The 25,322-nt window shown below is 73.1% G+C and carries 24 protein-coding genes and 5 tRNA genes; 12 read left to right on the forward strand and 17 right to left on the reverse strand.

Annotated features, from left to right (window positions below):
- Nucleotides 1–5 precede the first annotated feature (5 nt).
- Complete coding sequence (locus ACEZDE_RS17730) at nucleotides 6–938, reverse strand: DMT family transporter (RefSeq protein ID WP_380537258.1); 933 nt, start codon at nucleotides 936–938, stop codon at nucleotides 6–8.
- A 63-nt stretch (nucleotides 939–1,001) separates the two neighbouring features.
- On the opposite strand from ACEZDE_RS17730, the gene ACEZDE_RS17735 reads away from it, so the two are divergent.
- The 3 genes from ACEZDE_RS17735 (at nucleotide 1,002) to purM (ending at nucleotide 4,684) form a co-directional block, all read left to right on the forward strand.
- Nucleotides 1,002–1,841, forward strand: a complete 840-nt coding sequence (locus ACEZDE_RS17735; protein ID WP_380537259.1) for a maleylpyruvate isomerase family mycothiol-dependent enzyme — start codon at nucleotides 1,002–1,004, stop codon at nucleotides 1,839–1,841.
- 110 nt (nucleotides 1,842–1,951) lie between these two features.
- A complete protein-coding gene (gene purF, locus ACEZDE_RS17740; protein ID WP_380537260.1) occupies nucleotides 1,952–3,538 on the forward strand; it encodes an amidophosphoribosyltransferase in 1,587 nt (528 codons plus the stop codon).
- A 51-nt stretch (nucleotides 3,539–3,589) separates the two neighbouring features.
- The gene (gene purM, locus ACEZDE_RS17745) at nucleotides 3,590–4,684 is read left to right on the forward strand and encodes a phosphoribosylformylglycinamidine cyclo-ligase (protein WP_380537261.1); all 1,095 of its coding nucleotides are present in this window, start codon (nucleotides 3,590–3,592) and stop codon (nucleotides 4,682–4,684) included.
- Between the two features lie 160 nt (nucleotides 4,685–4,844).
- Here the strand turns inward: purM and ACEZDE_RS17750 are convergent, their stop codons facing one another.
- Entirely contained in the window at nucleotides 4,845–5,084 is a 240-nt protein-coding gene (locus ACEZDE_RS17750) for a DUF3073 domain-containing protein (RefSeq protein WP_380537262.1), read from the reverse strand.
- Between the two features lie 344 nt (nucleotides 5,085–5,428).
- Nucleotides 5,429–6,565 (reverse strand): Glu/Leu/Phe/Val dehydrogenase dimerization domain-containing protein, encoded by a 1,137-nt coding sequence (locus tag ACEZDE_RS17755; protein ID WP_380537263.1) that lies wholly within the window; start codon nucleotides 6,563–6,565, stop codon nucleotides 5,429–5,431.
- A 132-nt stretch (nucleotides 6,566–6,697) separates the two neighbouring features.
- Here ACEZDE_RS17755 and ACEZDE_RS17760 point away from each other — a divergent pair, with 132 nt between their 5' ends.
- Together ACEZDE_RS17760 and bldC are read left to right on the forward strand one after the other, a co-directional pair.
- Nucleotides 6,698–7,645: a hypothetical protein gene (locus ACEZDE_RS17760; RefSeq protein ID WP_380537264.1), complete on the forward strand. Its 948-nt coding sequence runs from the start codon at nucleotides 6,698–6,700 to the stop codon at nucleotides 7,643–7,645.
- A gap of 601 nt (nucleotides 7,646–8,246) precedes the next feature.
- On the forward strand, nucleotides 8,247–8,453 hold the full coding sequence (bldC, locus tag ACEZDE_RS17765) for a developmental transcriptional regulator BldC (RefSeq protein WP_380537265.1): 207 nt from the start codon (nucleotides 8,247–8,249) through the stop codon (nucleotides 8,451–8,453).
- 279 nt (nucleotides 8,454–8,732) lie between these two features.
- Here the strand turns inward: bldC and ACEZDE_RS17770 are convergent.
- Nucleotides 8,733–8,806: transfer RNA gene (locus ACEZDE_RS17770), tRNA-Asp, on the reverse strand.
- Nucleotides 8,807–8,906: 100 nt separating this feature from the next.
- Nucleotides 8,907–9,629, reverse strand: coding sequence for a VIT1/CCC1 transporter family protein (locus ACEZDE_RS17775; protein WP_380537266.1), 723 nt, complete (start codon nucleotides 9,627–9,629; stop codon nucleotides 8,907–8,909).
- A gap of 68 nt (nucleotides 9,630–9,697) precedes the next feature.
- Here ACEZDE_RS17775 and ACEZDE_RS17780 point away from each other — a divergent pair, with 68 nt between their 5' ends.
- Nucleotides 9,698–10,507: a (2Fe-2S)-binding protein gene (locus ACEZDE_RS17780; RefSeq protein ID WP_380537267.1), complete on the forward strand. Its 810-nt coding sequence runs from the start codon at nucleotides 9,698–9,700 to the stop codon at nucleotides 10,505–10,507.
- Between the two features lie 171 nt (nucleotides 10,508–10,678).
- On the opposite strand, the gene ACEZDE_RS17785 is transcribed toward ACEZDE_RS17780, so the two are convergent.
- The 9 genes from ACEZDE_RS17785 to ACEZDE_RS17825 all read right to left on the reverse strand — a co-directional run bounded on the left by ACEZDE_RS17785 (nucleotide 10,679) and on the right by ACEZDE_RS17825 (nucleotide 19,565).
- Nucleotides 10,679–12,403, reverse strand: a complete 1,725-nt coding sequence (locus ACEZDE_RS17785; RefSeq protein WP_380537268.1) for a phytoene desaturase family protein — start codon at nucleotides 12,401–12,403, stop codon at nucleotides 10,679–10,681.
- The gene (gene fabG / locus ACEZDE_RS17790) at nucleotides 12,387–13,121 is read right to left on the reverse strand and encodes a 3-oxoacyl-ACP reductase FabG (RefSeq protein WP_380537269.1); all 735 of its coding nucleotides are present in this window, start codon (nucleotides 13,119–13,121) and stop codon (nucleotides 12,387–12,389) included. The genes ACEZDE_RS17785 and fabG overlap by 17 nt, the downstream gene beginning before the upstream one ends.
- On the reverse strand, nucleotides 13,118–14,251 hold the full coding sequence (locus tag ACEZDE_RS17795) for a beta-ketoacyl synthase N-terminal-like domain-containing protein (RefSeq protein ID WP_380537270.1): 1,134 nt from the start codon (nucleotides 14,249–14,251) through the stop codon (nucleotides 13,118–13,120). Before ACEZDE_RS17795 ends, fabG begins: the two co-directional genes overlap by 4 nt.
- Nucleotides 14,245–15,501 carry a beta-ketoacyl-[acyl-carrier-protein] synthase family protein gene (locus ACEZDE_RS17800; protein WP_380537271.1) on the reverse strand — a complete coding sequence of 419 codons (1,257 nt, stop codon included), beginning with the start codon at nucleotides 15,499–15,501 and terminating at the stop codon, nucleotides 14,245–14,247. The genes ACEZDE_RS17795 and ACEZDE_RS17800 overlap by 7 nt, the downstream gene beginning before the upstream one ends.
- A 7-nt stretch (nucleotides 15,502–15,508) precedes the next feature.
- Nucleotides 15,509–15,769 (reverse strand): acyl carrier protein, encoded by a 261-nt coding sequence (locus ACEZDE_RS17805; protein WP_380537272.1) that lies wholly within the window; start codon nucleotides 15,767–15,769, stop codon nucleotides 15,509–15,511.
- An 18-nt stretch (nucleotides 15,770–15,787) separates the two neighbouring features.
- Nucleotides 15,788–16,990 carry an alpha-hydroxyketone-type quorum-sensing autoinducer synthase gene (gene cqsA / locus ACEZDE_RS17810; protein WP_380537273.1) on the reverse strand — a complete coding sequence of 401 codons (1,203 nt, stop codon included), beginning with the start codon at nucleotides 16,988–16,990 and terminating at the stop codon, nucleotides 15,788–15,790.
- Nucleotides 16,991–17,126: 136 nt separating this feature from the next.
- Nucleotides 17,127–17,834 (reverse strand): glycerophosphodiester phosphodiesterase, encoded by a 708-nt coding sequence (locus ACEZDE_RS17815; RefSeq protein ID WP_380537274.1) that lies wholly within the window; start codon nucleotides 17,832–17,834, stop codon nucleotides 17,127–17,129.
- A gap of 162 nt (nucleotides 17,835–17,996) precedes the next feature.
- On the reverse strand, nucleotides 17,997–18,668 hold the full coding sequence (locus ACEZDE_RS17820) for a hemerythrin domain-containing protein (RefSeq protein ID WP_380537275.1): 672 nt from the start codon (nucleotides 18,666–18,668) through the stop codon (nucleotides 17,997–17,999).
- Between the two features lie 39 nt (nucleotides 18,669–18,707).
- A complete protein-coding gene (locus tag ACEZDE_RS17825) occupies nucleotides 18,708–19,565 on the reverse strand; it encodes an NAD(P)H-binding protein (protein ID WP_380537276.1) in 858 nt (285 codons plus the stop codon).
- A 102-nt stretch (nucleotides 19,566–19,667) separates the two neighbouring features.
- On the opposite strand from ACEZDE_RS17825, the gene ACEZDE_RS17830 reads away from it, so the two are divergent.
- A complete protein-coding gene (locus tag ACEZDE_RS17830; RefSeq protein WP_380537277.1) occupies nucleotides 19,668–20,159 on the forward strand; it encodes a MarR family transcriptional regulator in 492 nt (163 codons plus the stop codon).
- A gap of 135 nt (nucleotides 20,160–20,294) precedes the next feature.
- A complete protein-coding gene (locus ACEZDE_RS17835) occupies nucleotides 20,295–20,840 on the forward strand; it encodes a DinB family protein (protein WP_380537278.1) in 546 nt (181 codons plus the stop codon).
- 61 nt (nucleotides 20,841–20,901) lie between these two features.
- On the opposite strand, the gene ACEZDE_RS17840 is transcribed toward ACEZDE_RS17835, so the two are convergent.
- From ACEZDE_RS17840 to ACEZDE_RS17850, 3 genes are all read right to left on the reverse strand, one after another.
- A tRNA-Phe gene (locus ACEZDE_RS17840) sits at nucleotides 20,902–20,975 on the reverse strand.
- A 24-nt stretch (nucleotides 20,976–20,999) separates the two neighbouring features.
- Nucleotides 21,000–21,073, reverse strand: a tRNA-Asp gene (locus tag ACEZDE_RS17845).
- Between the two features lie 33 nt (nucleotides 21,074–21,106).
- Nucleotides 21,107–21,179 (reverse strand) — tRNA-Glu (locus ACEZDE_RS17850).
- A gap of 148 nt (nucleotides 21,180–21,327) precedes the next feature.
- Between ACEZDE_RS17850 and ACEZDE_RS17855 the strand changes: the two genes are divergently transcribed.
- The 4 genes from ACEZDE_RS17855 to ACEZDE_RS17870 all read left to right on the forward strand — a co-directional run bounded on the left by ACEZDE_RS17855 (nucleotide 21,328) and on the right by ACEZDE_RS17870 (nucleotide 25,241).
- Nucleotides 21,328–21,678, forward strand: coding sequence for a metallopeptidase family protein (locus tag ACEZDE_RS17855; protein WP_380537279.1), 351 nt, complete (start codon nucleotides 21,328–21,330; stop codon nucleotides 21,676–21,678).
- A 152-nt stretch (nucleotides 21,679–21,830) separates the two neighbouring features.
- Nucleotides 21,831–22,337, forward strand: a complete 507-nt coding sequence (locus ACEZDE_RS17860; RefSeq protein ID WP_380537280.1) for a hypothetical protein — start codon at nucleotides 21,831–21,833, stop codon at nucleotides 22,335–22,337.
- Nucleotides 22,338–22,616: 279 nt separating this feature from the next.
- Nucleotides 22,617–24,920 carry a DEAD/DEAH box helicase gene (locus ACEZDE_RS17865; protein WP_380537281.1) on the forward strand — a complete coding sequence of 768 codons (2,304 nt, stop codon included), beginning with the start codon at nucleotides 22,617–22,619 and terminating at the stop codon, nucleotides 24,918–24,920.
- A 248-nt stretch (nucleotides 24,921–25,168) separates the two neighbouring features.
- Nucleotides 25,169–25,241 (forward strand) — tRNA-Lys (locus tag ACEZDE_RS17870).
- Nucleotides 25,242–25,322 lie beyond the last annotated feature (81 nt).

The following is a 25,322-nucleotide window of genomic DNA, read 5'->3' on the forward strand; positions in this document are numbered from 1 at the left end:
GGGCCTCAGGCCCGGCCGAACTTCAGCCGGGACACCGCCACCCCGGCCAGGCAGAGCACCCCGCCGCCCAGGGCGGTCACCGCGGGCACCTCGCCGAGGATCAGCCAGCCCAGCAGGATCGAGATCGGCGGCACCAGGTAGGTGGTCACCCCGAGCCGTCCGGCGCTGGTCCTGGCCAGGGCGTAGGCCCAGGTGGTGAACGCGGCGGCGGTCGGCAGCGCCCCCAGGTAGGCGGTCCACAGCAGCGGTCCGGCCGAGGCGTGCGACGACTCGCGGACCAGCGCGGGCGCGAACGGCAGGCAGGCCACCGCGCCGACGGTGCAGGCGAGCCAGGTGATCTGCAGCGCCGAGACCCGGGCCAGCAGCGGCTTCTGGATCACCACCGCGACGGCGTAGGCCAGCGCCGCGGTGAAGCAGAGCAGCACGCCCCAGCCGACCGAGCCGCCGCCCCCGGACGAGGAGAGGCCGATCACCAGCAGCCCGGCGAAGGACACCACGATCCCGGCCATCAGCGGGCGCGGAAAGCCCTCCCGCAGCACCACCCCGGCGATCAGCGCCATCAGGATCGGGCCGACGCCGACCAGCATCGCCGCCGTCCCCGCGTCCACCAGCCGCTCGGCGGCGTTCAGCGCGACGTTGTAGAGGCCGAACCAGAGCAGCCCGCAGGCGATGATCCAGGGCAGGTCCCGGCGGGCCGGGAACGGCTCGCGCCGGTAGCCGACGAACGCGCCCAGCACCAGGCTGCCGACCAGCAGCCGTCCCAGTGCCAGCGGCCCCGGCTGCAGCGCCTCCCCGGCGGCGCGGATGCCGACGAAGGCGGAGGCCCAGAGCACCACGGTCACCCCGGCCGCCCCGGCGGCGAGCAGCGCGGCACGGGACCGCGGGGCGGGGGCCTGGTCGGGCGGGGTGTCGGTTCGAACAGCGGGTTCGGCGTTCATGACAGCAGCGTCGCCGCCGTGGGGTCCTGGCGGCAAGCGGGATTCCTGCCTACGCTCGCTCACATGCCGCCAGCCGCCCGCACATCCAAGCCGCGTGCCAGGACCTACGATCCGGCCAGGACCAGGGCCGCGCTGGCCGCCCAGGCGGAGTTGCTGCGCGGCGCCGTGCACCGCCTGTGCGCAGGCCCGGACGCCGCGGCCCGGCTGGACGGCCCGACCGGGCTCGGCAGTTGGCGGGTGCGCGAACTGGTCGCGCACCTCGGCTCGGTCTTCGACTCGCTGTCCGGCAACCTCGGCCTGGACGCGGGCCCCGGCGAGCCGCTCAGCCCCACCGACTGGGTCGCCGCGACCCGCTCCGGCGCCCCCGCCATCGCCGACCACGCCGAGGAGCAGGCGGCGGGGGCGTACGGCGGCCCGCCGGCCGAGCTGGCCGCGGCGCTGGACGCCTCGGTGGACCGGGCCCTGCGGCTCCTCGCCGAGGAGCACGCCCCGGGACTGCGCATCCCGATCCGGTTCGGCCCGATGCTGCTCTCCGACTACCTGGTGACCCGCCTGGTGGAGACCGTGGTCCACGGCGACGACCTGGCCGCCGCGCTGGGCACCGACCTGCCGCACGACCGGCAGGCCCTCGCCGCGGCCACCCGGCTGCTCGCCGACGCCCTGGCCGCGCAGGCCCCCGGCGGCGCGGTGGAGCTGCGAATCCCGCCGTTCGCCGTGGTCCAGTGCGTCGCCGGACCCCGGCACACCCGGGGCACGCCGCCCAACGTGGTGGAGACCTCGCCGCTGGTCTGGATCCGGCTGGCGACCGGCCGCCGCAGCTGGGCCGAGGCGGTGGACGTGGCGGAACTCACGGCCAGCGGCGAGCGCAGCGACCTCTCGCCGCTACTCCCGGTGATGGGCTGAGTCGGCAGCGTCCCGGTCTACGCGCGTCCGAGCGGCTCCGCCGGGCGCCGGTGAGCTGCGCGCCGTCCGCCGTTCGGTCGGCACTCCCGGACTGCCCTAGACTCGGTACCGTGCCACGCGGTGACGGACGACTCAGCCATGACCTCCTTCCCGGCGAGAAGGGCCCCCAGGACGCCTGCGGCGTCTTCGGTGTCTGGGCCCCCGGTGAAGAGGTCGCCAAGCTCACCTATTTCGGGCTCTACGCCCTGCAGCACCGCGGACAGGAGTCCGCGGGCATCGCAGTGAGCAACGGCTCGCAGATCCTGGTCTACAAGGACATGGGCCTGGTCTCGCAGGTCTTCGACGAGACCTCGCTCGGCTCGCTGCTCGGCCACATCGCGGTCGGCCACGCCCGCTACTCCACCACCGGCTCCTCGGTGTGGGAGAACGCCCAGCCGACCTTCCGGGCCACCGCCCGCGGCTCGCTGGCGCTCGGCCACAACGGCAACCTGGTCAACACCGCCGAGCTGGCCGAGATGGTGGCCGGCCTCCCCGGCGAGCAGCACGTCTCCCGCTCCGGGCGCTCCGCGGTCACCAATGACACCGACCTGGTCACCGCGCTGCTGGCGGGCTACCCCGACCTCAGCATCGAGGAGACCGCGCGGCAGATCCTGCCCAAGGTCAAGGGCGCCTTCTCGCTGGTCTTCATGGACGAGCACACCCTCTACGCCGCCCGCGACCCGCAGGGCATCCGCCCGCTGGTGCTGGGCCGGCTGGAGCGCGGCTGGGTGGTCGCCTCGGAGACCGCGGCGCTGGACATCGTCGGCGCCTCCTTCATCCGCGAGGTCGAGCCCGGCGAGCTGATCGCGGTGGACGAGAACGGCCTGCGCACCTCCCGCTTCGCTGAGGCCAAGCCCAAGGGCTGCGTCTTCGAGTACGTCTACCTGGCCCGCCCGGACACCACCATCGCCGGGCGGAACGTCCACCTCTCCCGGGTGGAGATGGGCCGCCGGCTGGCCAAGGAGGCCCCGGCCGAGGCCGACCTGGTGATAGCCACACCGGAGTCGGGCACCCCGGCCGCGATCGGCTACGCCGAGGCCAGCGGCATCCCCTACGGCTCGGGCCTGGTGAAGAACGCCTACGTCGGGCGGACCTTCATCCAGCCCAACCAGACCATCCGCCAGCTGGGCATCCGGCTGAAGCTCAACCCGCTCAAGGACGTCATCAAGGGCAAGCGGCTGGTCGTCGTGGACGACTCGATCGTCCGCGGCAACACCCAGCGCGCCCTGGTCCGGATGCTCCGCGAGGCCGGCGCCGCCGAGGTGCACATCCGGATCTCCTCGCCGCCGATCAAGTGGCCCTGCTTCTTCGGGATCGACTTCGCCACCCGGGCCGAACTGATAGCGAACGGCCTGTCGGTCGAGGAGATCGGCGCCTCGCTGGGCGCGGACTCGCTCGCCTTCATCAGCACCGAGGGCATGGTCGAGGCCACCGACCAGCCCCAGGAGCGGCTCTGCACCGCCTGCTTCACCGGCGAGTACCCGATGGAGCTGCCGGACCCGGAACTGCTCGGCAAGCACCTGCTGGAGGCGGAGATCGCCTCGGCCGGAAAGCCCCCGGCGGTCCGCAGCAACGCCCCGAAGAACCGCTCCGACGCCGACGGCGTGCAGTCCATGCTCGGCGGCATCGGCGCCGCCGACGCGCTGCGCCGCCCGTAGCCCCGCGCCGCCCGTAGTTCAGTACTGACAACCCCTGAGAGGGCCGTTCTCGTGAGCGACCAGACCACCCCCGCACCCGGCACGCCCGGCGCCACCTACGCCGCCGCCGGCGTCTCCATCGAGGCGGGCGACCTCGCCGTCGAGCTGATGAAGCAGTGGGTCCGCAAGGCCACCCGGCCCGAGGTGGTCGGCGGCCTCGGCGGCTTCGCCGGGCTGTTCGACGCGAGCGCGCTGAAGCGGTACCAGCGCCCGCTGCTGGCCTCGGCGACCGACGGCGTGGGCACCAAGGTCGCGCTGGCCGCCGCGATGGACAAGCACGACACCATCGGCCACGACCTGGTCGGCATGGTCGTCGACGACCTGGTGGTCTGCGGCGCCGAGCCGCTGTTCATGACCGACTACATCTGCGTCGGCAAGGTCCACCCGGAGCGGGTCGCCCAGATCGTCAAGGGCATCGCCGAGGGCTGCGTGCTGGCCGGCTGCGCCCTGGTCGGCGGCGAGACCGCCGAGCACCCCGGGCTGCTCGGCCCGGACGAGTACGACGTCGCGGGCGCCGGCACCGGTGTGGTCGAGGCGGACGCGCTGCTCGGCGCGGAGCGGGTGCGGGCCGGTGACGTGGTGGTCGCCATGGCCGCGTCCGGGCTGCACTCCAACGGCTACTCGCTGGTCCGGCACGTACTGCTGAACGAGGCCGGCTGGAAGCTGGACCGCCAGGTCGAGGAGTTCGGCCGGACCCTCGGCGAGGAGCTGCTGGAGCCGACCCGGATCTACTCGCTGGACTGCCTGGCGCTGGCCCGCTCCACCGAGGTCCACGCCTTCTCGCACGTCACCGGCGGCGGCCTGGCGGCCAACCTGGCCCGGGTCATTCCCGAGGGCCTGCACGCCCGGCTGGACCGCGGCACCTGGACCCCGCTGCCGGTGTTCCGGACCGTGGCGCAGGTCGGCCGGATGGAGACGCTGGAGATCGAGAAGACCCTGAACATGGGCATCGGCATGGTCGCCGTGGTCCCGCCGGAGTCGGTGGACGCGGTGCTCGCGGTGCTGGCCGACCGCGACGTCGAGGCCTGGGTGCTCGGCGATGTCGTCGACCGGGCCGGGGAGTGGAGCAATGGCGGCGCGGCCCTGTACGGGGCGTACGCCGAGTAGGACAGTGAGCGGTACGGGGGCGTCAGCCGACAGCGCGGGCGCCCCCCGTCCAAGCACCCGAGCACCCGAGCCACCAACAAAGACCCCAACGGCGCAGCTTGGGAATGCCGAATTGCCGATCCGGTCTGGCCGGATCGGCTATCGGCTGCAACGGAAGAGGTCAGCCGTGTTGGCGTTCGTCCTCTTCGTCGTCGTCCTCGCCGTTGTACAGCTGTGCGTACAAGGCGTAGGGATCGTCGTCGTCATCCTCATCGTCCTCGACGGGCTCCGGGTTGACCGGTTCCCTCGTTGGCGATGCGCCCAGCTCGTTGGCCAGGCGAGACGGGTCGAAACCCACGTCGCCGTACTTCAGCTGGCGGGCGACCTTTGTCTGCTTGGCCTTGGCCCGGCCGCGCCCCATGGCTCGACCCCCTCAACGACGGGGCTCATGGCCCCGAGTCTTGACACGCGTTCATGATGAGGAACGACCCCTCGCCGGAGTGAGAGGGTCGGTCCTTAGAGCAATAACGGTACCTGCTTACAGGGCCGTACGGTACGCCGCCCGTACGACATGCCGCACCCTGACCCCGGTTGTAACCATAATGATGCAGGTCAGAGGGGTATTGAGCGGCTTTCGCAGGACTCGTCCCGGAGCGCCGGAAGGGGCCGCTCCGGGACGATTGTCCCCCGTCGGGGGATGCGCGATCCCCCGGACGGGTGCATCAGGTGAGAACGCCGTTCTTGTGCGCGGCGGTCGGCCGACGGCTAGCGGCCGCGGCCGGGCAGCAGGATCGAGCGGAGCCGGCCGACGTCGGACATCCGGCGCTCGGCGAGGCGGTCCGCGGCGACGGCCGGGGGCACCCCGTCCGCCTGCGCCCGCTGGAAGATCTCCAGGGTGGTGTCGAAGATCTTCGCGGCCTTGGCCTTGGCCCGCTCGAAGACGAATCCGTCGATCTCGTCGGCGACCTGGATCACCCCGCCGGCGTTCACCACGTAGTCCGGCGCGTAGAGGATGCCGCGGTCGGCGAGGTCCTTCTCCACGCCGGGGTGTGCCAGCTGGTTGTTGGCCGCGCCGCAGACCACGGCGGCGGTCAGGGCCGGGACGGTCGCGTCGTTGAGCGCGCCGCCGAGCGCGCAGGGGGCGTAGACGTCCAGGTCGGCGCGGATCAGCGCGTCGGCGTCGGCGACCGCCTCGATCTCCACCCCGTGGTGGGCGGCCCGGACCCGGTCCACCGCCTCCCCGCGGACGTCGGTGACGACCACCCGGGCGCCCTCCTCCACCAGGTGCTCGACCAGGTAGTGGCCGACCTTGCCGATGCCGGCCACGCCGACCCTGCGGCCGGCCAGGCTGGGCGCGCCCCACTGGTGCTGCGCCGAGGCCAGCATGCCCTGGAACACGCCGAAGGCGGTCAGCACCGAGGAGTCCCCGGCGCCGCCGTTCTCGGGGGAGCGGCCGGTGACGAAGTCGCACTCGCGGGCGACCACGTCCATGTCGGCGACGTAGGTGCCGACGTCGCAAGCGGTGACGTAGCGCCCGCCGAGCGACTGCACGAAGCGGCCGTAGGCGCGCAGCAGCGCCTCGGTCTTGACGGTGGCCGGATCGCCGATGATCACGGCCTTGCCGCCGCCGAGGTCGAGCCCGGCCAGGGCGTTCTTGTAGGACATCCCGCGCGCCAGGTTCAGCGCGTCCTGCACCGCCTCCTCCTCGGAGGCGTACGGGTGGAAGCGGGTGCCGCCGAGGGCCGGGCCCAGGGCGGTGGAGTGGATGGCGATGACGGCCTTGAGGCCGCTGTCGCGGTCGTGGCACAGGACGACCTGCTCGTGGCTGTCGCCCGGGGCCGCGTCGGACTCCGAGGAAAAGATCCGGCGCAGCACGCCGGAGCGCTCACTGACATCGGTCACGGTGGTGACTCCATTGTCGACTCTCGCCCGCTGCTTGGTGGTGCGGGCGTCGTGTCTGCAGCCTAGGACCTCCCGCCCGCCGGGGTGCGGAGCGGTGCCTTCCGGGCCCCACCGGGGCCGCTCCGTGCGACGATGCGAGACGTGACTGTGCTGCGAACCTCGGTGCGTCCTCCCTACGCCGCCCACTTGCGCGTGTACGAGCCGCTGGCTGCCTTCCGGGAGCCCGAGCGGTCGTACTGGCAGGGCTACGCCGCGGAGCGGCTCGGCCCCAGCGCGGTCGCGGGCGCGACCGCGCTGGAGGAGGGCCGGCAGCGGCTGGCGGACCTGATCGCGGTCCCGCCGGTGGCCGTCCCCGAGCAGGAGAGCAGGGACGCCTTCGTGCACGCGGCGGGCGGGGTGACCTACCTCTGCCCGTGGCGGACCCGGCTGCGCAGCTGGATGGCCCTGGAGGAGCTCCAGGAGCTGCTTCCGCCGACCCTGCTGGACGCCGTGGTGCCGCAGGTGGTGCGGCAGCAGGCGGAGGCGGACTGGGACCGCTGGCGGGCGCAGAACCCGGACGGGCGGCCGTGGATCCTGACCAGCACCTGGCACGTCCCGGTCCGCTGGCTGCTGCTGTTCGGGCCCGAGGAGCGGGAGTTCGCCCCGGCGCACTGGCAGCAGGACCCGGCGGGGGCGGACGGGGAGGCCCCGGACGCCGTTGCTGAGGGGCAGTCAGGGGGCGTGAAGCGGCGGATCGCGCCGGTCATGCGCTACCGGACGCCGATGGCGCAGGCGCGCAGGAGGGTCGCCCGCGGCTACCGCGTGCTCCGGGAGGCGCTGGACGACGGCCCGATGGTCGCCGGGGTGGAGCAGGTCGGCCGCTGGCTGGAGGAGTTCCACCCCCGCTCGCTGGTGGAGCTGGACTACGGCGGCCTGGTCAACGCCATCTCCGAGGAGGGCCTGGCCGAGGACAGCTCGGTGCAGGACGTGGCCGACGGCATCGCCGCGCTCCGGGCCGGGGACGGGGCCGCCGCCGGGCGCTCGTACCGCGCGGTCACCGAGCGCTGGCGCCGGATCCAGGAACTCCAGTACGCCAACTGACCGCCGGGCGGGCGTCCGCCGGATGCCCGGCGAGTCGGACTTGACACGGTTGTGGCGGACTTCCGCCACGACAGATCGCGCCAGGGATGGACCAGACCACTGGTGAACCCCCGTGGCATCCTTCCCTCATACGTCTCACCATGGCTTATCTCCCGCCCACATGGGACCAAAGTCCTGGATCGGGTCAATACCCCACGAACGTGACGTGACTCACCGTTGACGCGAAGTGCCCTCAGGGTGTCAAAATAGGACAACCAGCCTCACTGTGGCCGCTGCACTCAGCAGGCGGGTCCACAGGGGATCGAGAGAACTTCGCGGGGGACGCGGGGGGTCTGGTTCATGGCATGACAGATGGTCACTCCCGAGTGACTGTCCGTTATGGCATGGTCCATGGCTATCCGTCGAGCTTGGCCCCACAGGGGGGTTGAATCCGACGGTTTGGCCGTTGGGACTGGACGGATGGTGTAGTTGTAGTGCCGAGGACAAGCCGTTCGTCCTATTACCGATTGGGTAGGCATGTGCCATTTCGGGCATCGCAGACCAAGGTGCAGAATTTGAAGGAAAGAACCGCGTTGGTTCGGTTCTCCCGAGGAGGCCGCTCATGACCGCTCGTACGCCTGACGCCGAACCGCTGCTGACACCGGCTGAGGTTGCCACCATGTTCCGCGTTGACCCGAAGATGGTCACCCGCTGGGCCAAGGCCGGCAAGCTCACGTCGATCCGGACGCTCGGTGGGCACCGTCGTTACCGCGAGGCTGAGGTGCGTGCCCTGCTTGCAGGCATTCCCCAGCAGCGCAGCGAGGCCTGAGGCCTCGTATCGCAGAAGTAACCCGCTCCATTCCCGCATCGGCACGCGGAAACGGAGATCTTGAAACACAGAAGCCGTACCGAACTCCGCCGGGTTCGGTACGGCTTCTGTGTTGTTCGGGTGTGCGGTGCCATGGCACATATAAAATGGATGCCCGACGCGGGCACGCCAAGGTGAGGATGTCTCAAGAAAACTTAAGTGACGCGTGTCACACCTGTTGAGGCCGCGTCAGGGAAAACAGATCAGCCCGAATCCGGAAGGATTCGGGCTGATCGACTGCGACCTCGACGGGACTTGAACCCGCGACCTCCACCTTGACAGGGTGGCGAGCTAACCAACTGCTCCACGAGGCCAGGCTGTGCTGACTCGTCAGACTGTACTGCATATCAAGCCCGGAGGTCTAACCGCAGGTCGGGCCGTACATCGGCCGGGCATCGGCGGGTAGCTGACGGGTTAGCCGCCGACCGCGCCGAGCAGGGTCCCGGCCAGGTAGGTCACCCCCATCGCCACCGCCCCGCCGGCCATGTTGCGCAGCACCGCCCTGGCCACCGGCGCCCCGCCGAGCCGGGCGCTCACCCAGCCGCAGAGCGCCAGCGCCGCCAGCACCGCGCCCACGGTCAGCGGGAGCCGGACCGCGGTCGGCGGCAGCACCATGGCCAGCAGCGGCAGCAGCGCCCCCACGGTGAAGGACAGGAAGCTGGCCCAGGCGGCCCGCCAGGGGTCGGTCAGCTGGTCCGGGTCGATGCCCAGCTCGGTCTCCGCGTGCGCGCCCAGGGCGTCGTGCGCGGTCAGCTGGACCGCCACCTCCCGGGCCAGTTCGGGGCTGAGGCCCTTGTCCTGGTAGAGCCCGGTCAGCTCGTCCAGTTCGGCCTCCGGGGTCCGGGACAGCTCGCGGCGCTCCAGGTCCAGCGCGGCCCGCTCGGAGTCGCGCTGGGTGCTCACCGAGACGTACTCCCCGGCGGCCATCGACAGCGACCCGGCGAGCAGCCCGGCCAGCCCGGCGGTGAGCAGCGTCTCCCGGTCGCCGGTGGCCCCGGCCACGCCGAGGACGATGCCGGCGGTGGACACCACCCCGTCGTTGGCGCCGAGCACCCCGGCCCTGAGCCAGTTGAGCCTGCTGCCGAGCCCCTCGTGGTGCGGTTCGTCGTGTCCGGTCGGCCGGTCGTCTGTGGTCACCCCCGGAGTGTGCCCGTTCGCCGCGGTCGGCGGCGGCTGACACCCCGTCCGCCGCGTAGGCTCGGCCGGTGGATGGGACGGGAGAGATGGCGGGAGACGCGACGGGGGACCGGGAGGCGCTGGTGGCGGTCGTGGAGCGGGTCGCGGCGCTGGGGCCGTTCTTCGGCTTCGGGACGCATCCGGACGGCGCCCGTCCGGCCCTGCCCTGGCGGCCGATGGCCGAGTTGGCCGAGGACCCGGCGGTGCTGCGGGAGCGGGCCGAGGCGGTGCGCGGCTACCTCGCGGCCGGGGCCGGACGGCGGCCCGAGGCGCTGGAGCTGCGGGTGGGCGCGTCGGTGGCCCAGCTCGGCCTGGCCGCCCGGCTGCTGTCGCCCGCGGTCGGCTTCGCGGCGCTGCACGGCGGCGCGCTGGTGGCCGGTCTCGACGAGCTGTGGTGGCAGCCGGTGCTCGGCGGCGGCTTCCCGCTGTCGCTCCCGGAACGGGCCGTGGCGGACGCGCTGCGGGGCGCGGACCAGGGACCGGCCCTGGTGGGCGCGGCCCTCGGCGCGGGCCTGCTGGAGGGCCCGGTACGGGCCGTGCTGGAGGCGGCGGCCGGGCTCTCGGTCTCCCGGCGGGTGCTGTGGGGGAACGTCGCCTCCGCGGTGAACGGCGCGGCGGCGGCGCTGGCGGCCACCGCGCCGGGCCCGGTGGCCGCGCGCGGGCGGGCGCTGGCCGGGGTGCTGCTGCGGCAGCCCGCGCTGCGCGACGCCGCTCTCTCCGGGCCCGGGGGGTTCCGTCGGCGCAGCTGCTGCCTGATCTACCGGGCGGCGGGCGACCCGGCCGGGCCGGCGTCGCTGTGCGGGGACTGCGTGCTGGCGGGCCGTCCGGCCGCCCGTTAGCGGGCCGGAAAATCTTCTGGGATCTCCGGGCAACGGAACGGGCGCTCCAGAGCATCAGTAGGGAGTCAGGTCCTGTCGCCGGGGGGCGGCAGGACCACGGCAGCCTGGTCCCAGCGACACCGGGCTGCCCCGGTGTCGTCCGGTGCTCCGGCCGATGCGGTCACCCCGCGGTCACCCCGGTCGTCCCGGTCGGCCCGCGAGCACGGGAGGGTCGATCCGGGCCAGGCCGCGCGCGTCCCGGCGGGCCAGGCCGCGGGAGACCCGCAGCGGGTCGAAGTCGGCGCCCCGCCGCGGCAGCAGGTCCGGGTCGCCGAGCACCGCGCCCGCGTACACCTCGGGCAGCAGCCCGGGGCGGCCCAGCACATGGCCGGCGGCGGTGATGCCGCCGACGGCGGTTCCGGCGATGCCCGCCTGGTGCCGGGTGTCCCGCCCGGTCACGTACAGGCCCTCGACGGACGTCCTGACGTCCGGGCGGCGGCCGGGCCCGCCCCAGTGGTCGAGGCCGTAGGGGCTGCCGGAGCCGCTGCCGGTGTAGCGCCGGTTGGTCCGCGCTGTGGCCGACTCCTGGTGCGTGATCCGGTCCCGGAACGGGCCGACGGCCTGCTCCGCGGCGTCCAGCAGGGCGTTGGTCAGCCGGGCCTTCGCGGCCAGGTAGTCGCGGTCGCGGCGGTAGCCCGCGAGCTCCCGGCCGTCGTCGGGCGGGACCAGGGTCATCACCTGGAAGTTGCTGTGCCCCGGCGGGCAGACCAGGGGGTTGCCCGGATCCTTCAGCGAGGCGAAGGACAGGAAGGCGAACGGCACCTCGGCGGCCTGCCCGCCGTCCGCCGCCGTGCCGTCCGCCGCCGGGGCCAGCGCCCTGGCGTAGCAGCGCTCCACGTCGTCGTCGGCCCAGCACCACAGGTTGGCGTTGGGCAGTTCCAGCGGCCGGTCCAGCGCCAGGTACACCACCGCGACGGCGGCCCGGGAGCCGGCCGCCTCGGTCCTGGACACCACCGAGGCCGGGAAGACGCTCGGCTGACACAGCGTCAGCACGGTGCTGCGGTAGTCCGCGTTGGAGACCACGACCGGGGCCCGGACGCTCTCGCCGCCCGCGAGCAGCACGCCGCGCACCCGCCGGTCGTCCCCGACCGCGATCCGCTCGACCGGGCAGCGGGTGCGCACCGTGCCGCCGTGCGCCTCGATCACCTCGACCAGGGTGGCCGGCAGCATCTGGCCGCCGCCGAGCGGGTAGTACGCGCCGCGGAGGTAGTGGTCCAGCATCGCGGCGTGCACCACGACCTGGGTCCTGGACGGCGGGCTGCCGTAGTTGCCGGACTGGGCGGCGAGCAGGGTCGCCGCGCGCGGGGACAGGCCCCAGCGGGCGAACAGCGCGCCCAGCGTGCCGGGGCTGTGCAGCAGCAGCTCCCGGTGGGCGGCGTCGCCCGGCTGCCACCGGCCGGTGAGCTTGCCGCGCAGGTCCTCGGCGGCGGCCCGGAGCACCGCGAGACAGCGGGTGATCCCGGCCGCCTCGCCCGGCAGCGCGGCGGTCAGCCGCTCCCGGTAGCGGTCCCAGCCGACCGGGACGTCCACCGCCAGGCCGGGCAGCAGCAGCCGGTCGAAGCCGTCCCGGTCCATCGGCCGGAAGCCGATCCGGCCGGCCGCGCCGAGGCCGGACAGGATCGCCGGGAGGATGCCGTCCGGGCCGCAGTCGCCGAGGTAGTGCACGCCGACGTCGAACTCGTAGCGGCGGCGCCGCCGGAACACCTGGCTGTTGCCGCCGACCACGTCGTGCTGCTCGGCCAGCAGCACCCGCCGCCCGGCCACGGCCAGGTACGCGGCGCAGACCAGCCCGCCCATCCCGCCGCCGACCACCACCGCGTCGTAGTCCCGGCCGGAGGTGTCAGAGCGAGATGCCACCGTGCACCTCCAGCACGCTGCCGGTGACATAGGCGGCCTGCGACGAGACCAGGAACGCCACCAGGTCGGCGACCTCCGCCGCGGTGCCGAAGCGGCGCAGCGCCACCGAGCCGAGCAGCTTCGCGCGGACCTTCTCCGGCAGGGCGGCCGTCATGTCGGTGTCGATCAGGCCGGGGGCCACCGCGTTGGCCCGGACGCCGTAGCGGCCGACCTCCTTGGCCAGCGCCTTGGTGAAGCCGATGATCCCGGCCTTGGACGCCGCGTAGTTGACCTGCGAGGCGTTGCCGTACACCCCGGAGACCGAGGAGAGGGTGACCACCGAGCCGCGACCGCGCTTCATCATCGGGAAGACCGCGGCCCGGCAGAGGTGGAAGGCGCCGTCCAGGTTGGTGTCCAGCACCTGGTGCCAGTCGGCGTCGTCCATCAGCGCCAGCGGACGGTCCCTGGTGATCCCGGCGCTGCTCACCACCGCGCCGACCGGGCCGAGTTCGTCCTCGATCCGGGCCACGAACTCCTTGCAGTCGGCGGCGTCGGCCACGTCCGCCCGCACTGCCCGGACCCGGACGCCGTACTCGCCCGCGGTCTTCTCGACCAGCTGGGCGGCCTGCTCGTCGGAGCGGTAGCAGAAGCCGACGTCCCAGCCGTCCTGGGCGAGGCGCAGCACGGTGGCCGCGCCGATGCCCCGCGAGCCACCGCTGACCAGTGCGATCCCGCTCATGCCTGCTCCTCCTGCGATTGCTGCGAGTTCTGGGGTTCCCGGGGTACTTGTGGCTCATGGTGTGCCTGGGGTTCCTGGGCCAGCCGCAGCACCGCGGCGGCGACCATGCCGTCCGGGTCGACCGAGGTGACCACGGCGATCCGTCCGGGCGCCTCGGCCGCCAGCGCCAGGGCGGTGGCGAGCTGGAACGCGGCCGAGGCCGCACCGGTGTCGCCGAGCAGCTCCGCGACCGGCGGCACCCGGTGCAGCGGGTCGGCGCCGAACGCCGCCTCCAGCGCCGTGGTCTCCTCCGCGCAGAGGCCGGAGGGGATCGCCGCCCAGACCTGATCAGCCGTCAGTTCAGCTTGCAACAGCGCCTGCCGGACCACCGCGGCGACCACCGCCGCGGTGTCCGCGCCGGGCAGCCGCACCCGCGAGTGCAGCGCGAGCACCGCGCTCGACCGGGCGCCCCGGCCGCCGCCGCGCTCGCCGTCGGGGCCGCCGCCGCCCAGCTCGACCCGGAGCACCGCCGCGCCCTCGCCGAGCAGCGCCGGGGCGCCGTCCCGGCTGTGGTGCTCGATCCAGGACCGGGCGGACGTGTACTCCTCGGCCGCCCCGCACAGCGCCGCGTCCGCGCGCCCGTTCCGCAGCAGCCGGCGCGCGTACGCCAGCGCCAGCAGCCCGCTGGGCCGCCCGCAGGCCAGTGTGGTGTTGGGGCCCTCGATCCGGTGCCAGATGGCGCACTGGGCCGCGGCGCAGTTCATCACGCTGTTGGGGATGACGGTGGGGTCGACGTCGAACGGGCGGTCGCCGGTGAGCGAGGCGCGGGTGAAGTCCGTCATCGACTGCAGGCTGCCGGTGGTGGTGCCCAGCACCAGCGCGGTCCCGGGGCCCTCGCCGTCGGGGCGGGCCAGCGCGCCGACGGCGCTCACCGCGAGACCGGTCACCCGGTTCATCGCCCGGGTGCCCTTCCGGCCCAGTACCTGCCGGACGTCGAAGTTCGGTACCAGGCAGGCCTGTTCGTCCGGCGTCGGATAACGGGCCCGATCCGGCGCGGCGCCGGTGGGCCGCCGGGCCAGCACGCCCTCGGTGAAGGCGTCCCGGCCCAGCCCGTACGGGGAGACCGCGGACCAGCCGGTGACGGTCAGCATCCTGCTGCTCCTTTTCCGAGGACGACCACCGCGTTGTTGCCGCCGAACGCCAGGCCGTTGTTCTGCACGATCCGCAGGTCCGCCGTGACCGCGGTGTTGGGCACGCAGTCGATCGCGCACTCGGGGTCGGTGCGGCGGTGGTTGACCGTCGGCGGGATGAAGCCGTGGGTGATCGCCAGCGCACAGGCGATGGCACCCAACGCGCTTGCCGCGCCCATGGTGTGACCCAACATCGACTTCAGCGAGACGGTCCGCGGCGGGCTGTCGCCGTAGACCTCGCGGATCGCCCGGGACTCGGTGATGTCGTTGGCCCTGGTCCCGGTGCCGTGCGCGGAGACCAGGTCGACCTCCTCCGGCTTCACCCCGGAGTCGGCCAGCGCCAGTTCCATGCAGCGGGCCACGCTGGCCTGGTTCGGCGCGACCGGGTGCGAGGCGTCGCAGTTCAGCCCGTACCCCAGCACCTCGGCGTAGATCCGGGCCCCGCGCGCCAGCGCCGAGTCCAGGCTCTCCAGCAGCAGCACCCCGGCGCCCTCGCCGGTGAGGATGCCCTGCCGGTCCGCGTCGAACGGGCGGCAGCAGTCGGGGGCGATGGTGCCGAGCCGGTAGAACGCGGTGAAGGTCTTCCGGCAGACAGCGTCCGCGCCGCCGCACAGCGCGATGTCGGCCTCGCCGCCGCGGATCGCGTCCAGGCCGTTGCCGATCGCGTAGTTGCCCGCCGAGCAGGCGGTGCCTACGGTCAGCACCTCGGCGTCGTCCAGGCCGAGTTCGCGGGCGACCGCGACCGAGAGCCGGGTCGAGGCCGTCCGCTTGGCCAGCTTCGGGTCCAACGACCGCGGACCGCCCGCCAGTTCGGCGGCGGTGAGCCGGTCCAGGTCGAAGGACTCGCCGTCGGTGGTGCCGATGGAGATCTGGCAGCGCACCCCGCGCAGGTCGGCTCCGGTGAGGCCGGCGTCCAGCACCGCCATCCGCCCGGCCGCGGCGGAGAACCGCCCGGCCCGGCCGAGCTCGGCCGTCGGCACCCGGTGGATCCACTCCTCGGGACGGAAGCCGAGCACCTGGCAGCCGTTGGCGTGGGCGTAGCCGGTGGTGTCGAACGCGGTGATCGGACTGACCCCGCTGCGCCCGGCGCGCAGCCCGGCGGCGAACTCCGCCTGGCCGATGCCGATGCTGGAGACCACGCCGAGCCCGGTGACGACGACCCGGCGGCGCTGGGGTGGAACGGGGGGACGGGTGTCGCGGGCAGCGGGCATCGGTCCGCTACCAGCCGCTGATCTCGGCGATGACCCGGTCCACGCTGCTGATGTCGGTCATCCGCGGCAGCTCGGACTGGTCGATGCCGACCTTGAACTCGGCCTCCAGCGCGGCCAGTACGCCGATCAGCGCGAGCGAGTCGGCACCGTGGTCCTCGACGAAGCGGTCGCCGGGGGCGATCTCGTCCGGCTCGATCTCCAGGTGGTCGCTGACGATCCGGGTGATCCTGGTGATCCGGTCGTGGGCCAGGTCGTGGGTGTCCTGCATGGTGGCGCTACTCCTCGGTCAGGTCTCGGTAGGGGTCGCCGCGCACATGCGGCGGGTCGATTTCCAGTCCTGCACCCCGGCCTTGTCGCGGACCCGGGCGCAGGCGTCCAGGACCCGGTCCAGGTCCCGGTCGGTGAGCTCCGAGTGCACCGAGAGCCGGTGCACGCAGCGGTTGTTGCCCACGGCGGGCGGGATGAACGGGGCGCCGAACACCCCCTCGCCGTCCAGCAGGTGCTGCAGCAGCGAGATCCGCTGCTCGGTGCCCGGCTGGAGCGGGACGATCCAGCTCTCGCTGGGGGCGATGCTGTAGCCGACGGCGGTCAGCCCGGCGCGCAGCGCGGCGGACTGCCGGAGCAGGCGCTCGCGCCGGTCGTCAGCGGTGAGGATACGATTCAGCACCGCTGCCAGACCGGCCAGGTCGTGCGGCAGCAGGGTGGAGCTGAAGATCGCCGGATAGGCGTGGAACGGCAGGAAGTCCGCCGCCCGCCGCGAGCAGGCGATCAGCCCGGCCCGTCCGGCGAAGGCCTTGGCCAGGCTGACCGTCCGGTAGGCGACCCGCTCGGTCAGGCCCAGCGCCGCGGTCAGCCCGGCGCCCTGCGGACCGAGCACGCCCAGGGTGTGCGACTCGTCCGCGACCACCTCGCACCCGGTCCGCTCGGCGACCGCGACCAGCTCCGCCAGCGGGCAGAGGTCGCCGGTGACGCTGTAGAGGGCGTCCACCGCGATCAGACCGGGGCCGTGCCGTCCGATCAGCCGTTCGAGATATTCCAGGTCATTGTGCGGAAAAGGACGCGCGAGCGCGCCCGCCGCCTGAATTCCGGCCCACAGCGACATATGCGCCGTGACGTCCGCGTACACCGGCGACCCGGCCGGTGCGACCGCCTGGATCAGGCCGACGTTCGCGGCCCAGCCGGACTGGCAGAGCATCGCCGCCGGGGCCCGCATCAGCTCCGCGAACCGCTGCTCCAGGGCCTGCCGCGGATCGTCGTCCCCGGTGAAGGCCCCGGACATCATCAGCCCGTTGCCGTGCCTCAGCAGCGAGTCGACCTGCGCCTGCAGCACCTCGGGGGCGCTGCCGAGGGCGAGGTAGTCGTTGGACATCAGCACCAGGTCGTCCGGCCCCGGCAGGGCCCGACCGCGGTAGATGGCCCCGCCCCAGCCCGCCCGGCGGCGGTCCCATGCGCTGAATCGTTCCGGCAGGGGCGTGGGGTCGCCATTCATCTGTCTTCCCCCGTGATTGCAACACCAGCTTTACCGGGGGAATATACAGCTCACTATTTGCCGGACGCACATTCCCGTGGCATACGGGGTATTCGAACTATTATTACCACGCGTTGGTCGCGCGCGATTTCCCCGGCTATTTCTTCGGGCGGCCGGGGGAGTGCAGGGCCAGCACGTGCCGCAGTGAGCGCAGGTCGTTGGAGATGATCGCGTCGATCCCGGCCGCCGCCAGCGCCGCCATCCGGCGCGGGGAGTCCACGGTCCAGGTGCTGACCTTCAGCCCGCGCCGTTGCAGCCGGGCGATGCGTCCGCTGGTGAGCCAGCGGTGGTGCGGGTTGACGTAGTCCGGCCGCACCCGGTGCAGCAGCGCGGGCCGCGGCGGCATCGGGGACTCCCAGCTCATCGCGATGCAGGCCTGCGGCGCCGCCTCGCGGACCAGGGCCAGCGCGACCGGCGGCCCGGTGAACACCGCGGTCGCGAAGCAGCCCAGCGAGCCGACCAGTTCCGCCGCCGCCAGCGCCTCGGCCGGCCTGGGCACGTCCACCATCAGCGGAACCCCGGTGCCGCAGGCCAGTTCCAGGGCCTCGCGCAGGGTCGGGATGCGCCAGCGGTCGTCCCGGGTCAGCGCCTCCAGTTCGGCGAAGGAGAGCGAGGCCACCGGCAGTTCGTGCCCCCAGAGCCGGGTCAGCGTGTCGTCGTGCAGCAGCACCGCCACACCGTCCCGGGTCAGCTTGACGTCGACCTCGACCCAGTCCGCGCCCTCGGTCATCGCCGACAGGACGGACGGCAGCGTGTTCTCCCGCAGCATCAGCGGATCCCCGCGATGCGCGATCAGCAACGTCATTCCGCCCCCGTCCCCGCCTTGGATGCGGTAAGCCTAGGCCCTCCGCGGGGCCCCGGCCGACCTGCGCCGCGACGCCGGGGCGAAGATCGGCCGAAGCTCTGGGGACGGACGGCGGAAGTCCGGCCGAAGCGGGTGTGGAGATTCCGCGCGGACCGCTCCCGGTCAGCTGGTCCAGAGCCGACGGCGCAGGTAACGCGGCTGCCAGAGCAGGCGGTTGAGCGCGGTCACCGGGGCCGGCAGCGCGCCCAGGAAGCGCCGCCGCTCCTCGGCCGGGGCGCCGTCCAGGATCCACGGGACGTAGACCGCCGCGCCCTTGACCCCCTGGCGGCGGCGCATCTCGTTGGCGAAGGCCTTCCAGTCGGCGGGCGTCAGCTCCGCCTGGATCAGCGGCAGGGCGTCCTCCTCCTCGTGTTCGAGGTGGTGCCCGAGGGCGGCGGCGAGCCGGTCCAGCGCCTCGGCCAGAGCGTTCGCGCCGCCGGTCGCGCCGATGTGCGCGCCGCCGGTCGCCGGGGCCGCGGCCGGGGCTCGGTCCGGGGCCGAGTCCAGGGCCGCGTCCACGGCGGCCAGCAGCGGGTCGATCAGGGCGTGCTCGGCCTCCATGTCCTGCAGCAGGGCGAGGTCGTCGGGCGTGGTGACGGCGCGCTGCAGCCGCGGCCACAGGTGCGTGTCCTCGACCGAGTGGTGCAGGTGCAGCTGGGCCTTGAAGTTCTCCCAGCCCGCCCGGACCGCGCCGGGGCCGTCCCGGTCAGAGGCCGCCGCCGCCAGCCGGCGCAGGTCGCGGCGGAAGGCGTTGTGGGTCGCGTACATCATGGTGAAGTCGATGGTCTCGGTCATCGCTGCTCTCCTTCTGCTTGCTTCTACTTCCGCTTGCTTCTACTTCCGGAATGCGGCGGCGTGGTCGACCGCCCACTGCTCGAAGTCGAGGGCCGGTCGGCCGAGCAGCTGCTCGACGGTGTCGGTGGACGGTCCCGGTCGCTGGAGGCACTCGGCGAGGTAGCCGAGCAGCCGGTCGGGAACGTCCTCCGGCAGGCCCTGGGCGAGCATCCCCTGCCGGACCTGCTCCGGGGCGATCTCCTGCCAGGCCAACTGCTCGCCCAGGGCCTCGCTGATCAGCCGGAGCTTCTTGCGCTGGTTCACCAGCTCGGGGCCGGTGAGCGCGTACGCCTGCCCGGCGTGCCCGTCCTCGACCAGCGCCCGGACCGCGACGGCGGCGATGTCGCGCTCGTGGATCGCGGCCGTCGCCGCCCCGCCGTAGGCGCCGCGGACAGTGCCGGTCGCCCGGACCTGCGGGATCCAGGCCAGGGCGTTGGCGCTGAAGTCGGCGCAGCGCAGGAGGGTCCAGTCGAGGCCGGACGCCTTGGCCGCGTCCTCGACCGCCCGGAAGCCCTCGGCGAACCGCGCGTACCCGCCGCCGTACTCCACGGTGACCGCCGACAGCACCACCACCCGCCGCACCCCGCGCTCGGCCGCCAGGCCCAGCAGCTCGGCGCCGGCGGAGCCGACCGCGCGCGGGCTGAGCAGCAGCGCCTCGGCCCCGTCCAGGACCGGTGCCAGCGTCTTGGGGTCGGACGGGTCGCCGCCGACCACCCGCACCCCCTCGGGCAGCGCGGACTCGCCCCGCGTCGCCCGCTCCGGGTCCCTGCTGACCGCGACGGCCCGGCTGCCGCCGTCCCGCAGCAGCTTCAGGGTCTCCCGGCCCACCGTTCCGGTCGCTCCGGTGATCACGATCATGGCGTTGCCCTCTCCTGGGTTCCCTGCTCCGGCGTCTCTCCCTGACGGCCCTGGTCGGGATACGCTTGACCTGAAGGCCATAAGTTACGAGAAGGATATCATATGAGTTCCGTAGAATCTGAGGACGAGGCGGACCCGCGCGGGCGCCGACGGCTCAGCACCTCGGTCAGGGAGTCGCTGCGCGAGCTGAGCGTCCAGCTCTCCCTGCTCAACACCCAGGTCGGAGCGAGGCTGAAGCTCAAGGAGGTCGACGTCGACTGCCTGGACCTGATCAGCCGTCACGGTCCGCTCAGCCCCGGCGCGCTGGCCCGCCGGGCCGGTCTGCACCCGGCCACCACCACCGGCATCCTGGACCGGCTGGAGCGCGGCGGCTGGATCGTCCGCGAACGCGACCCGGCCGACCGCCGCGCCGTCCTGGTCCGCGCCCTGCGCGAGCGCAGCGCCGAGCTGTTCCACCTCTACGGGGGGATGACCGCGTCGATGGACGCCCTCTGCGACGACTACTCGGCCGCCGAGCTGCAGCTGCTGATCGGCTTCCTGCGCCGCACGGTCGACGCCGGTCGCGCCGCCACCGACGCCCTGGCCGCGGATTAGCCGGAACGGCGCCGATGGGCCGGAGCGGCGCTGATGAGCCGGAACAGGTCGAAAAGGTCAAATAGGTCGGAGGTAGGCCCATTTCGCCTCTAGCGTGTGACTACACGCACAGCAGTTGAACGGAAGGTGGTTCCCATGCCGACCCTTGTCGCCGCAGAGGCCGACGAGCGCGATGCGCTGCTCCTGTTCGTCGAGGCCCAGCGGGGTGCGCTGCGGCGGGCCGTGGGCGGCCTGACCGAGGAGCAGGCCTCGGCCAGGCCGACCGTGAGCGAGCTGTCGGTGGCCGGCCTGGTCAAGCACTGCGCCGAGGTGGAGAGCTCCTGGACCAGGGTCAACCTGGCCGGACGCCCCCCGCTGGTGCAGCGGGACGGGTCGAACTGGGGCGATTCGTTCCGCCTGGTGGACGGCGAGAGCGTGGACGACGTGCTGAAGTTCGCCGACGCCGTCGCCGCCGAGACCGCCGAGATCATCGCGGCGCTGCCGGACCTGGACGTCACCGTGCCGCTGCCGACCGCACCCTGGTTCCCGGCCGGGGCCCGGCGCTCGGCCCGCTGGATCATGCTGCAGCTGGTCCAGGAGATCGCCCGACACGCGGGCCACGCCGACATCCTGCGCGAGTCGCTCGACGGGGCTACCGCGTTCTCGCTGATCCCGGCCGACCAGCTGCGGCCCAACGACTGAAACGGCAGCGCAACGCAGCAGCCCCGGTGAGCGATCTCACCGGGGCTGCTGTCCTGCGCTGTGGCCAGGGGCGGGGTCGAACCGCCGACCTACCGCTTTTCAGGCGGTCGCTCGTACCAACTGAGCTACCTGGCCGTGAACCCTCGAAAAGGGCCACTGCGACCTCGACGGGACTTGAACCCGCGACCTCCACCTTGACAGGGTGGCGAGCTAACCAACTGCTCCACGAGGCCTCGTACAGGCGAACCTGCACGCGGTTTAATGCGTACCCCCAACGGGATTCGAACCCGTGCTACCGCCTTGAAAGGGCGGCGTCCTGGGCCACTAGACGATGAGGGCGCTGGCCCTCCCGGCTTCCTTGCGGCCGTCGGGGACGTTCAGAAGCATATGGGATCGGGGCGGTTATCGCCAAAATGGTTTCCAAGCGTCCACCCGGTCGGCGGGGTCCTGACCTCGTACCGTCCGCGGACCGTCCCTGAGGAGCGCCGTGCTGGAGATGTCCCGAGAGCGGTTCGAGGAGCTCGTCGGCGAAGCACTCGACCGGATCCCGCCCGAGCTGACCCGGCTGATGGACAACGTGGTGATCTTCGTCGAGGACGACCCCGAGCCCGGACGGCCCGAGCTGCTCGGCCTCTACGAGGGCACGCCGCTGACCGAGCGCGGGGACTGGTACGCCGGGGTGCTGCCGGACCGGATCACCGTCTACCGCAACCCCACGCTGCGGATGTGCGCGACCACGGAGGAGGTGGTCGCCGAGGTCGGAGTGACCGTGGTGCACGAGATCGGCCACCACTTCGGCATCGACGAGGAGCGGCTGCACGCCCTCGGCTACGGCTGACGGGCGGGTCGCCCGGGTGGCGTGGGTGGTCGGCCGTGTCCTTTCCCCGGTGCCGCCGTTGGATCCGGAGAGGGGGCCGTCGCGGGCGGCCGTCGACCGATCGGGAAGCGGGGCCGCGCGCGGTGGGGAAGACCGAAGTCATCGATGTCGGGGTGAGCGGTACCGGAGTCGGCCGTGCCGGGGTGAACCGGGCGGTCGGCGCGGCCGTGCTGGCCGCGCTCGCGGTGGGCGCGTTGTCGGGGTGCATGGACACGGGTGGCGCCGGTGGCGTGGGCTCCGCCGGAACGCCGCTGGTGGGCGGCTCGACCGCGGCGTCCACCTCGCAGGACGGCACGGCGCGCGCCCGGATCGGCGGCAGGCCCGCGGACAGTCCTGACGCCTCCTCAACTGCCGTCCCCAGTGCGGGCGCCAGTGTCGGTCCGGGGACGCCCCCACCGGCCGGTGCGGTGGCCGGCGGGCTGCAGCCGACGGCGGCCACCGGCGGTGACGCGCCCACCCCCGGCGGCGCTGCCGACGGCGGCGCCGCGGGCGGTGCCACCGGCGCGCCGAGCGCGTCCCCGAGCCCCACGCCCGAGCCCCCCACCAGTACCGAGCCCACTGACGCGCCGTCGACTGCGCCCGGCTCCACCCCCACCGCCCCTGCCAGCACCGGCTCTTGAGAGTCGGGAACAATCGGCGCGGCCGGCTTGCTGTGGAAGGGGCAGCGGGCGGCAGCGCCCGCGGAACGGCCCGGCCTGCGGCGCCCCTGAGGGCGTTTGCACCTCGGGTACGCCGTAGGCTATCTTGGTAGATCGTTACTTTGTTTCATTTGCCCGGCGCCGCTGCTTACTCCCAACAGGCGCCCTGGCGCGTACCGTGCACTCCGTGGCTGACCGCATTGAGGCGGTTGCAGGTGAACCCCGCGGAATTGGCGCGTGCCAACACCCGGAAGGTTCTTCATGTCTCTCGTTGACGACGACCGCTTCGCCATGCCCGAAAACGGCACCGAGGCTCCCGCCGCCACCGTCACCGCGGACTCCACCGAGTCCGTCGACACCGCAACCGACACCACCGCGAACACCACCACCGAGTCCGACGCGTCCGTCGAGGCCGACGCCGAGCCCAGCACCCCCAAGATCACCTTCGGCGACCTGGGCCTGCACCAGGACATCGTCCGCACTCTCGCGAAGAAGGGTGTCACCGAGCCGTTCCCGATCCAGGCCGCGACCATCCCGGACGCGCTGGCCGGTCAGGACGTCCTCGGCCGTGGCCGCACCGGCTCCGGCAAGACGCTGAGCTTCGGCCTGCCGCTGCTCACCCGCCTCGGCGGCAGCCGCAGCACGGCCAAGCACCCGCGCGGCCTGATCCTGGTCCCGACCCGCGAGCTGGCCATGCAGGTCGCCGACGCGCTGGAGCCGTACGGCTCGGTGCTCGGCCTGCGGCTCAAGGTCGTCTGCGGCGGCACCTCGATGTCCAACCAGATCTACGCGCTGGAGCGCGGCGTCGACGTCCTCGTCGCCACCCCCGGCCGCCTGCGCGACCTGCTCAACCGCGGCGCCTGCAAGCTGGACGAGACCGAGGTCGTCGTCCTGGACGAGGCCGACCAGATGGCCGACATGGGCTTCATGCCCGAGGTCACCGAGATCCTCGACCAGGTCCCGTCCGGCGGCCAGCGGATGCTCTTCTCCGCCACGCTGGAGAACGAGATCGACACCCTGGTCAAGCGCTACCTCAAGAACCCGGTGACGCACGAGGTCGACCCGTCGGCCGGCGCCGTCACCACCATGACCCACCACGTCCTGGTCGTGAAGCCCAAGGACAAGGCCCCGGTCACCAACGCCATCGCCGCCCGCAAGGGCCGGACGATCATCTTCGTCCGCACCCAGATGGGCTGCGACCGCGTCGCCGAGCAGCTGCGCGACGCCGGCGTCCGCGCCGACGCCCTGCACGGCGGCATGACCCAGGGCGCGCGCACCGCCACCCTGGGCGACTTCAAGGACGGCTACGTCAACGTCCTGGTCGCCACCGACGTCGCGGCCCGCGGCATCCACGTCGACGACGTCGACCTGGTGCTGAACGTGGACCCGGCCGGTGACCACAAGGACTACCTGCACCGCTCCGGCCGCACCGCGCGGGCCGGCCGCTCCGGCACGGTCGTCACCCTGATCCTTCCGCACCAGCGCCGCGGCGTGTTCCGCCTGCTGGAGGACGCCGGGGTCGAGGCCACCCGGCACATCGTCGGCGGCGCCTTCGACGCCGACCTGATCAAGATCACCGGCGCCCGTTCGCTGAGCGAGGTCCAGGCCGAGTCCGTCGCCACCCAGGCCAAGCAGGCCGAGCGCGACGTCGAGGAGCTGACCCGCGAGCTGGAGCGCGCCACCAAGCACGCCGCCGACCTGCGCGCCGACGCCGACCGCCTGCAGGCCCGCGCGGCCCGCGAGCGAGCCGAGCTGGGCATCGAGGACGACGACGATGCGGCGACTGCTTCTGCATCCGCCGCCTCCTCCGTCGGCGAGGCGGGGACCGCAACCGCGGCGTCCGTCCCGGCGCAGGGCGCGACCGGAGACGCCGACGACTCCCGTCCGGTGCGCAGCACCTCGGTCCGGGACGAGCGTGGCCGCGACGACCGCGGCGGCTTCCAGCGCCGTGACGACCGGGGCAGCTTCCAGCGTCGCGACGACCGTCCGTCCTCGGCTGGCCGTTCGTTCGGTGACCGGGACCGTGACAACCGTTCCGGTGGTTTCCAGCGCCGTGACGACCGTCCGTCTTCGGGTGGGCGTTCGTTCGGTGACCGGGACCGTGACAACCGTTCCGGTGGTTTCCAGCGTCGCGACGACCGTCCGTCTTCGGGTGGGCGTTCGTTCGGTGACCGGGACCGTGACAACCGTTCCGGTGGTTTCCAGCGTCGTGACGACCGTCCGTCCTCGGGCAGCGCGGGTCGCGGCACCGGCGGCTACCAGGGCAGCCGCGGCAACACCGGCGGCGGCTACGGCGAGCGCAGCGGCCGTCCGTCCACCCCGTACCAGAGCCGTGACGACCGCGGCAGCCGCTCCTACGGCGACCGTCCGGCGTCCGGCAGCAGCCGTCCGTCCTTCGGCCGCCGCGACGACCACCGTCCGGCCTCGGCCGGCGGCAGCCGCTCTTTCGGCGACCGCGACAACCGCACCGGCGGCTTCCAGCGCCGCGACGACCGCGGCCCGTCCACGGGCGGCGCCGGCCGCTCCTTCGGCGACCGCGACAACAAGCCGCGCTGGAAGAACTGACCCACCCCGCGACACCCCCGGCGCGCAGCCGCACCGCTGACCACGCGCCGACCATCCGAGGGCCGCTGCCCCGCCCGCACCACGGGACGGGGGCAGCGGCCCTCGCGCCGTCCCTTCTGTTCGCCGCCCCTCCCGACGTGGCTGACCCGGGCGGGGGACGCCACGGAAAGCCGGTGGCCAAGCCCCCGGTATCTCCGGGTAGGATCACCCTGGCTGCCGTCGTCACCCGACAGGTTCCACCAGCCGAGGGGCCGTTAGCTCAATTGGCAGAGCTGTGGACTTTTAATCCATAGGTTGTGGGTTCGAGTCCCACACGGCCCACCCTGATCGAACACGGGGAAACCTGCATTGAGCTGCTGCTTAGCGCTCTGACTGGGCTTTACCGGTCGGGGCGCTTTCGCG

Origin of the sequence: Streptacidiphilus cavernicola (genome assembly GCF_042510955.1) — a bacterium.
In the GTDB taxonomy this organism is placed as follows: Bacteria; Actinomycetota; Actinomycetes; order Streptomycetales; family Streptomycetaceae; genus Streptacidiphilus; species Streptacidiphilus cavernicola.

Excerpts from the sequence above, each read along its gene's own strand:
- ACEZDE_RS17730 (WP_380537258.1), bottom strand. The coding sequence starts at position 938 with ATGAACGCCGAACCCGCTGTTCGAACCGACACCCCGCCCGACCAGGCC.
- ACEZDE_RS17735 (WP_380537259.1), top strand. The coding sequence starts at position 1,002 with ATGCCGCCAGCCGCCCGCACATCCAAGCCGCGTGCCAGGACCTACGAT.
- ACEZDE_RS17750 (WP_380537262.1), bottom strand. The coding sequence starts at position 5,084 with ATGGGGCGCGGCCGGGCCAAGGCCAAGCAGACAAAGGTCGCCCGCCAG.
- ACEZDE_RS17760 (WP_380537264.1), top strand. The coding sequence starts at position 6,698 with ATGCGAGACGTGACTGTGCTGCGAACCTCGGTGCGTCCTCCCTACGCC.
- bldC (WP_380537265.1), top strand. The coding sequence starts at position 8,247 with ATGACCGCTCGTACGCCTGACGCCGAACCGCTGCTGACACCGGCTGAG.
- fabG (WP_380537269.1), bottom strand. The coding sequence starts at position 13,121 with ATGAGCGGGATCGCACTGGTCAGCGGTGGCTCGCGGGGCATCGGCGCG.
- ACEZDE_RS17795 (WP_380537270.1), bottom strand. The coding sequence starts at position 14,251 with ATGCTGACCGTCACCGGCTGGTCCGCGGTCTCCCCGTACGGGCTGGGC.
- ACEZDE_RS17800 (WP_380537271.1), bottom strand. The coding sequence starts at position 15,501 with ATGCCCGCTGCCCGCGACACCCGTCCCCCCGTTCCACCCCAGCGCCGC.
- ACEZDE_RS17805 (WP_380537272.1), bottom strand. The coding sequence starts at position 15,769 with ATGCAGGACACCCACGACCTGGCCCACGACCGGATCACCAGGATCACC.
- cqsA (WP_380537273.1), bottom strand. The coding sequence starts at position 16,990 with ATGAATGGCGACCCCACGCCCCTGCCGGAACGATTCAGCGCATGGGAC.
- ACEZDE_RS17815 (WP_380537274.1), bottom strand. The coding sequence starts at position 17,834 with ATGACGTTGCTGATCGCGCATCGCGGGGATCCGCTGATGCTGCGGGAG.
- ACEZDE_RS17820 (WP_380537275.1), bottom strand. The coding sequence starts at position 18,668 with ATGACCGAGACCATCGACTTCACCATGATGTACGCGACCCACAACGCC.
- ACEZDE_RS17825 (WP_380537276.1), bottom strand. The coding sequence starts at position 19,565 with ATGATCGTGATCACCGGAGCGACCGGAACGGTGGGCCGGGAGACCCTG.
- ACEZDE_RS17830 (WP_380537277.1), top strand. The coding sequence starts at position 19,668 with ATGAGTTCCGTAGAATCTGAGGACGAGGCGGACCCGCGCGGGCGCCGA.
- ACEZDE_RS17835 (WP_380537278.1), top strand. The coding sequence starts at position 20,295 with ATGCCGACCCTTGTCGCCGCAGAGGCCGACGAGCGCGATGCGCTGCTC.
- ACEZDE_RS17865 (WP_380537281.1), top strand. The coding sequence starts at position 22,617 with ATGTCTCTCGTTGACGACGACCGCTTCGCCATGCCCGAAAACGGCACC.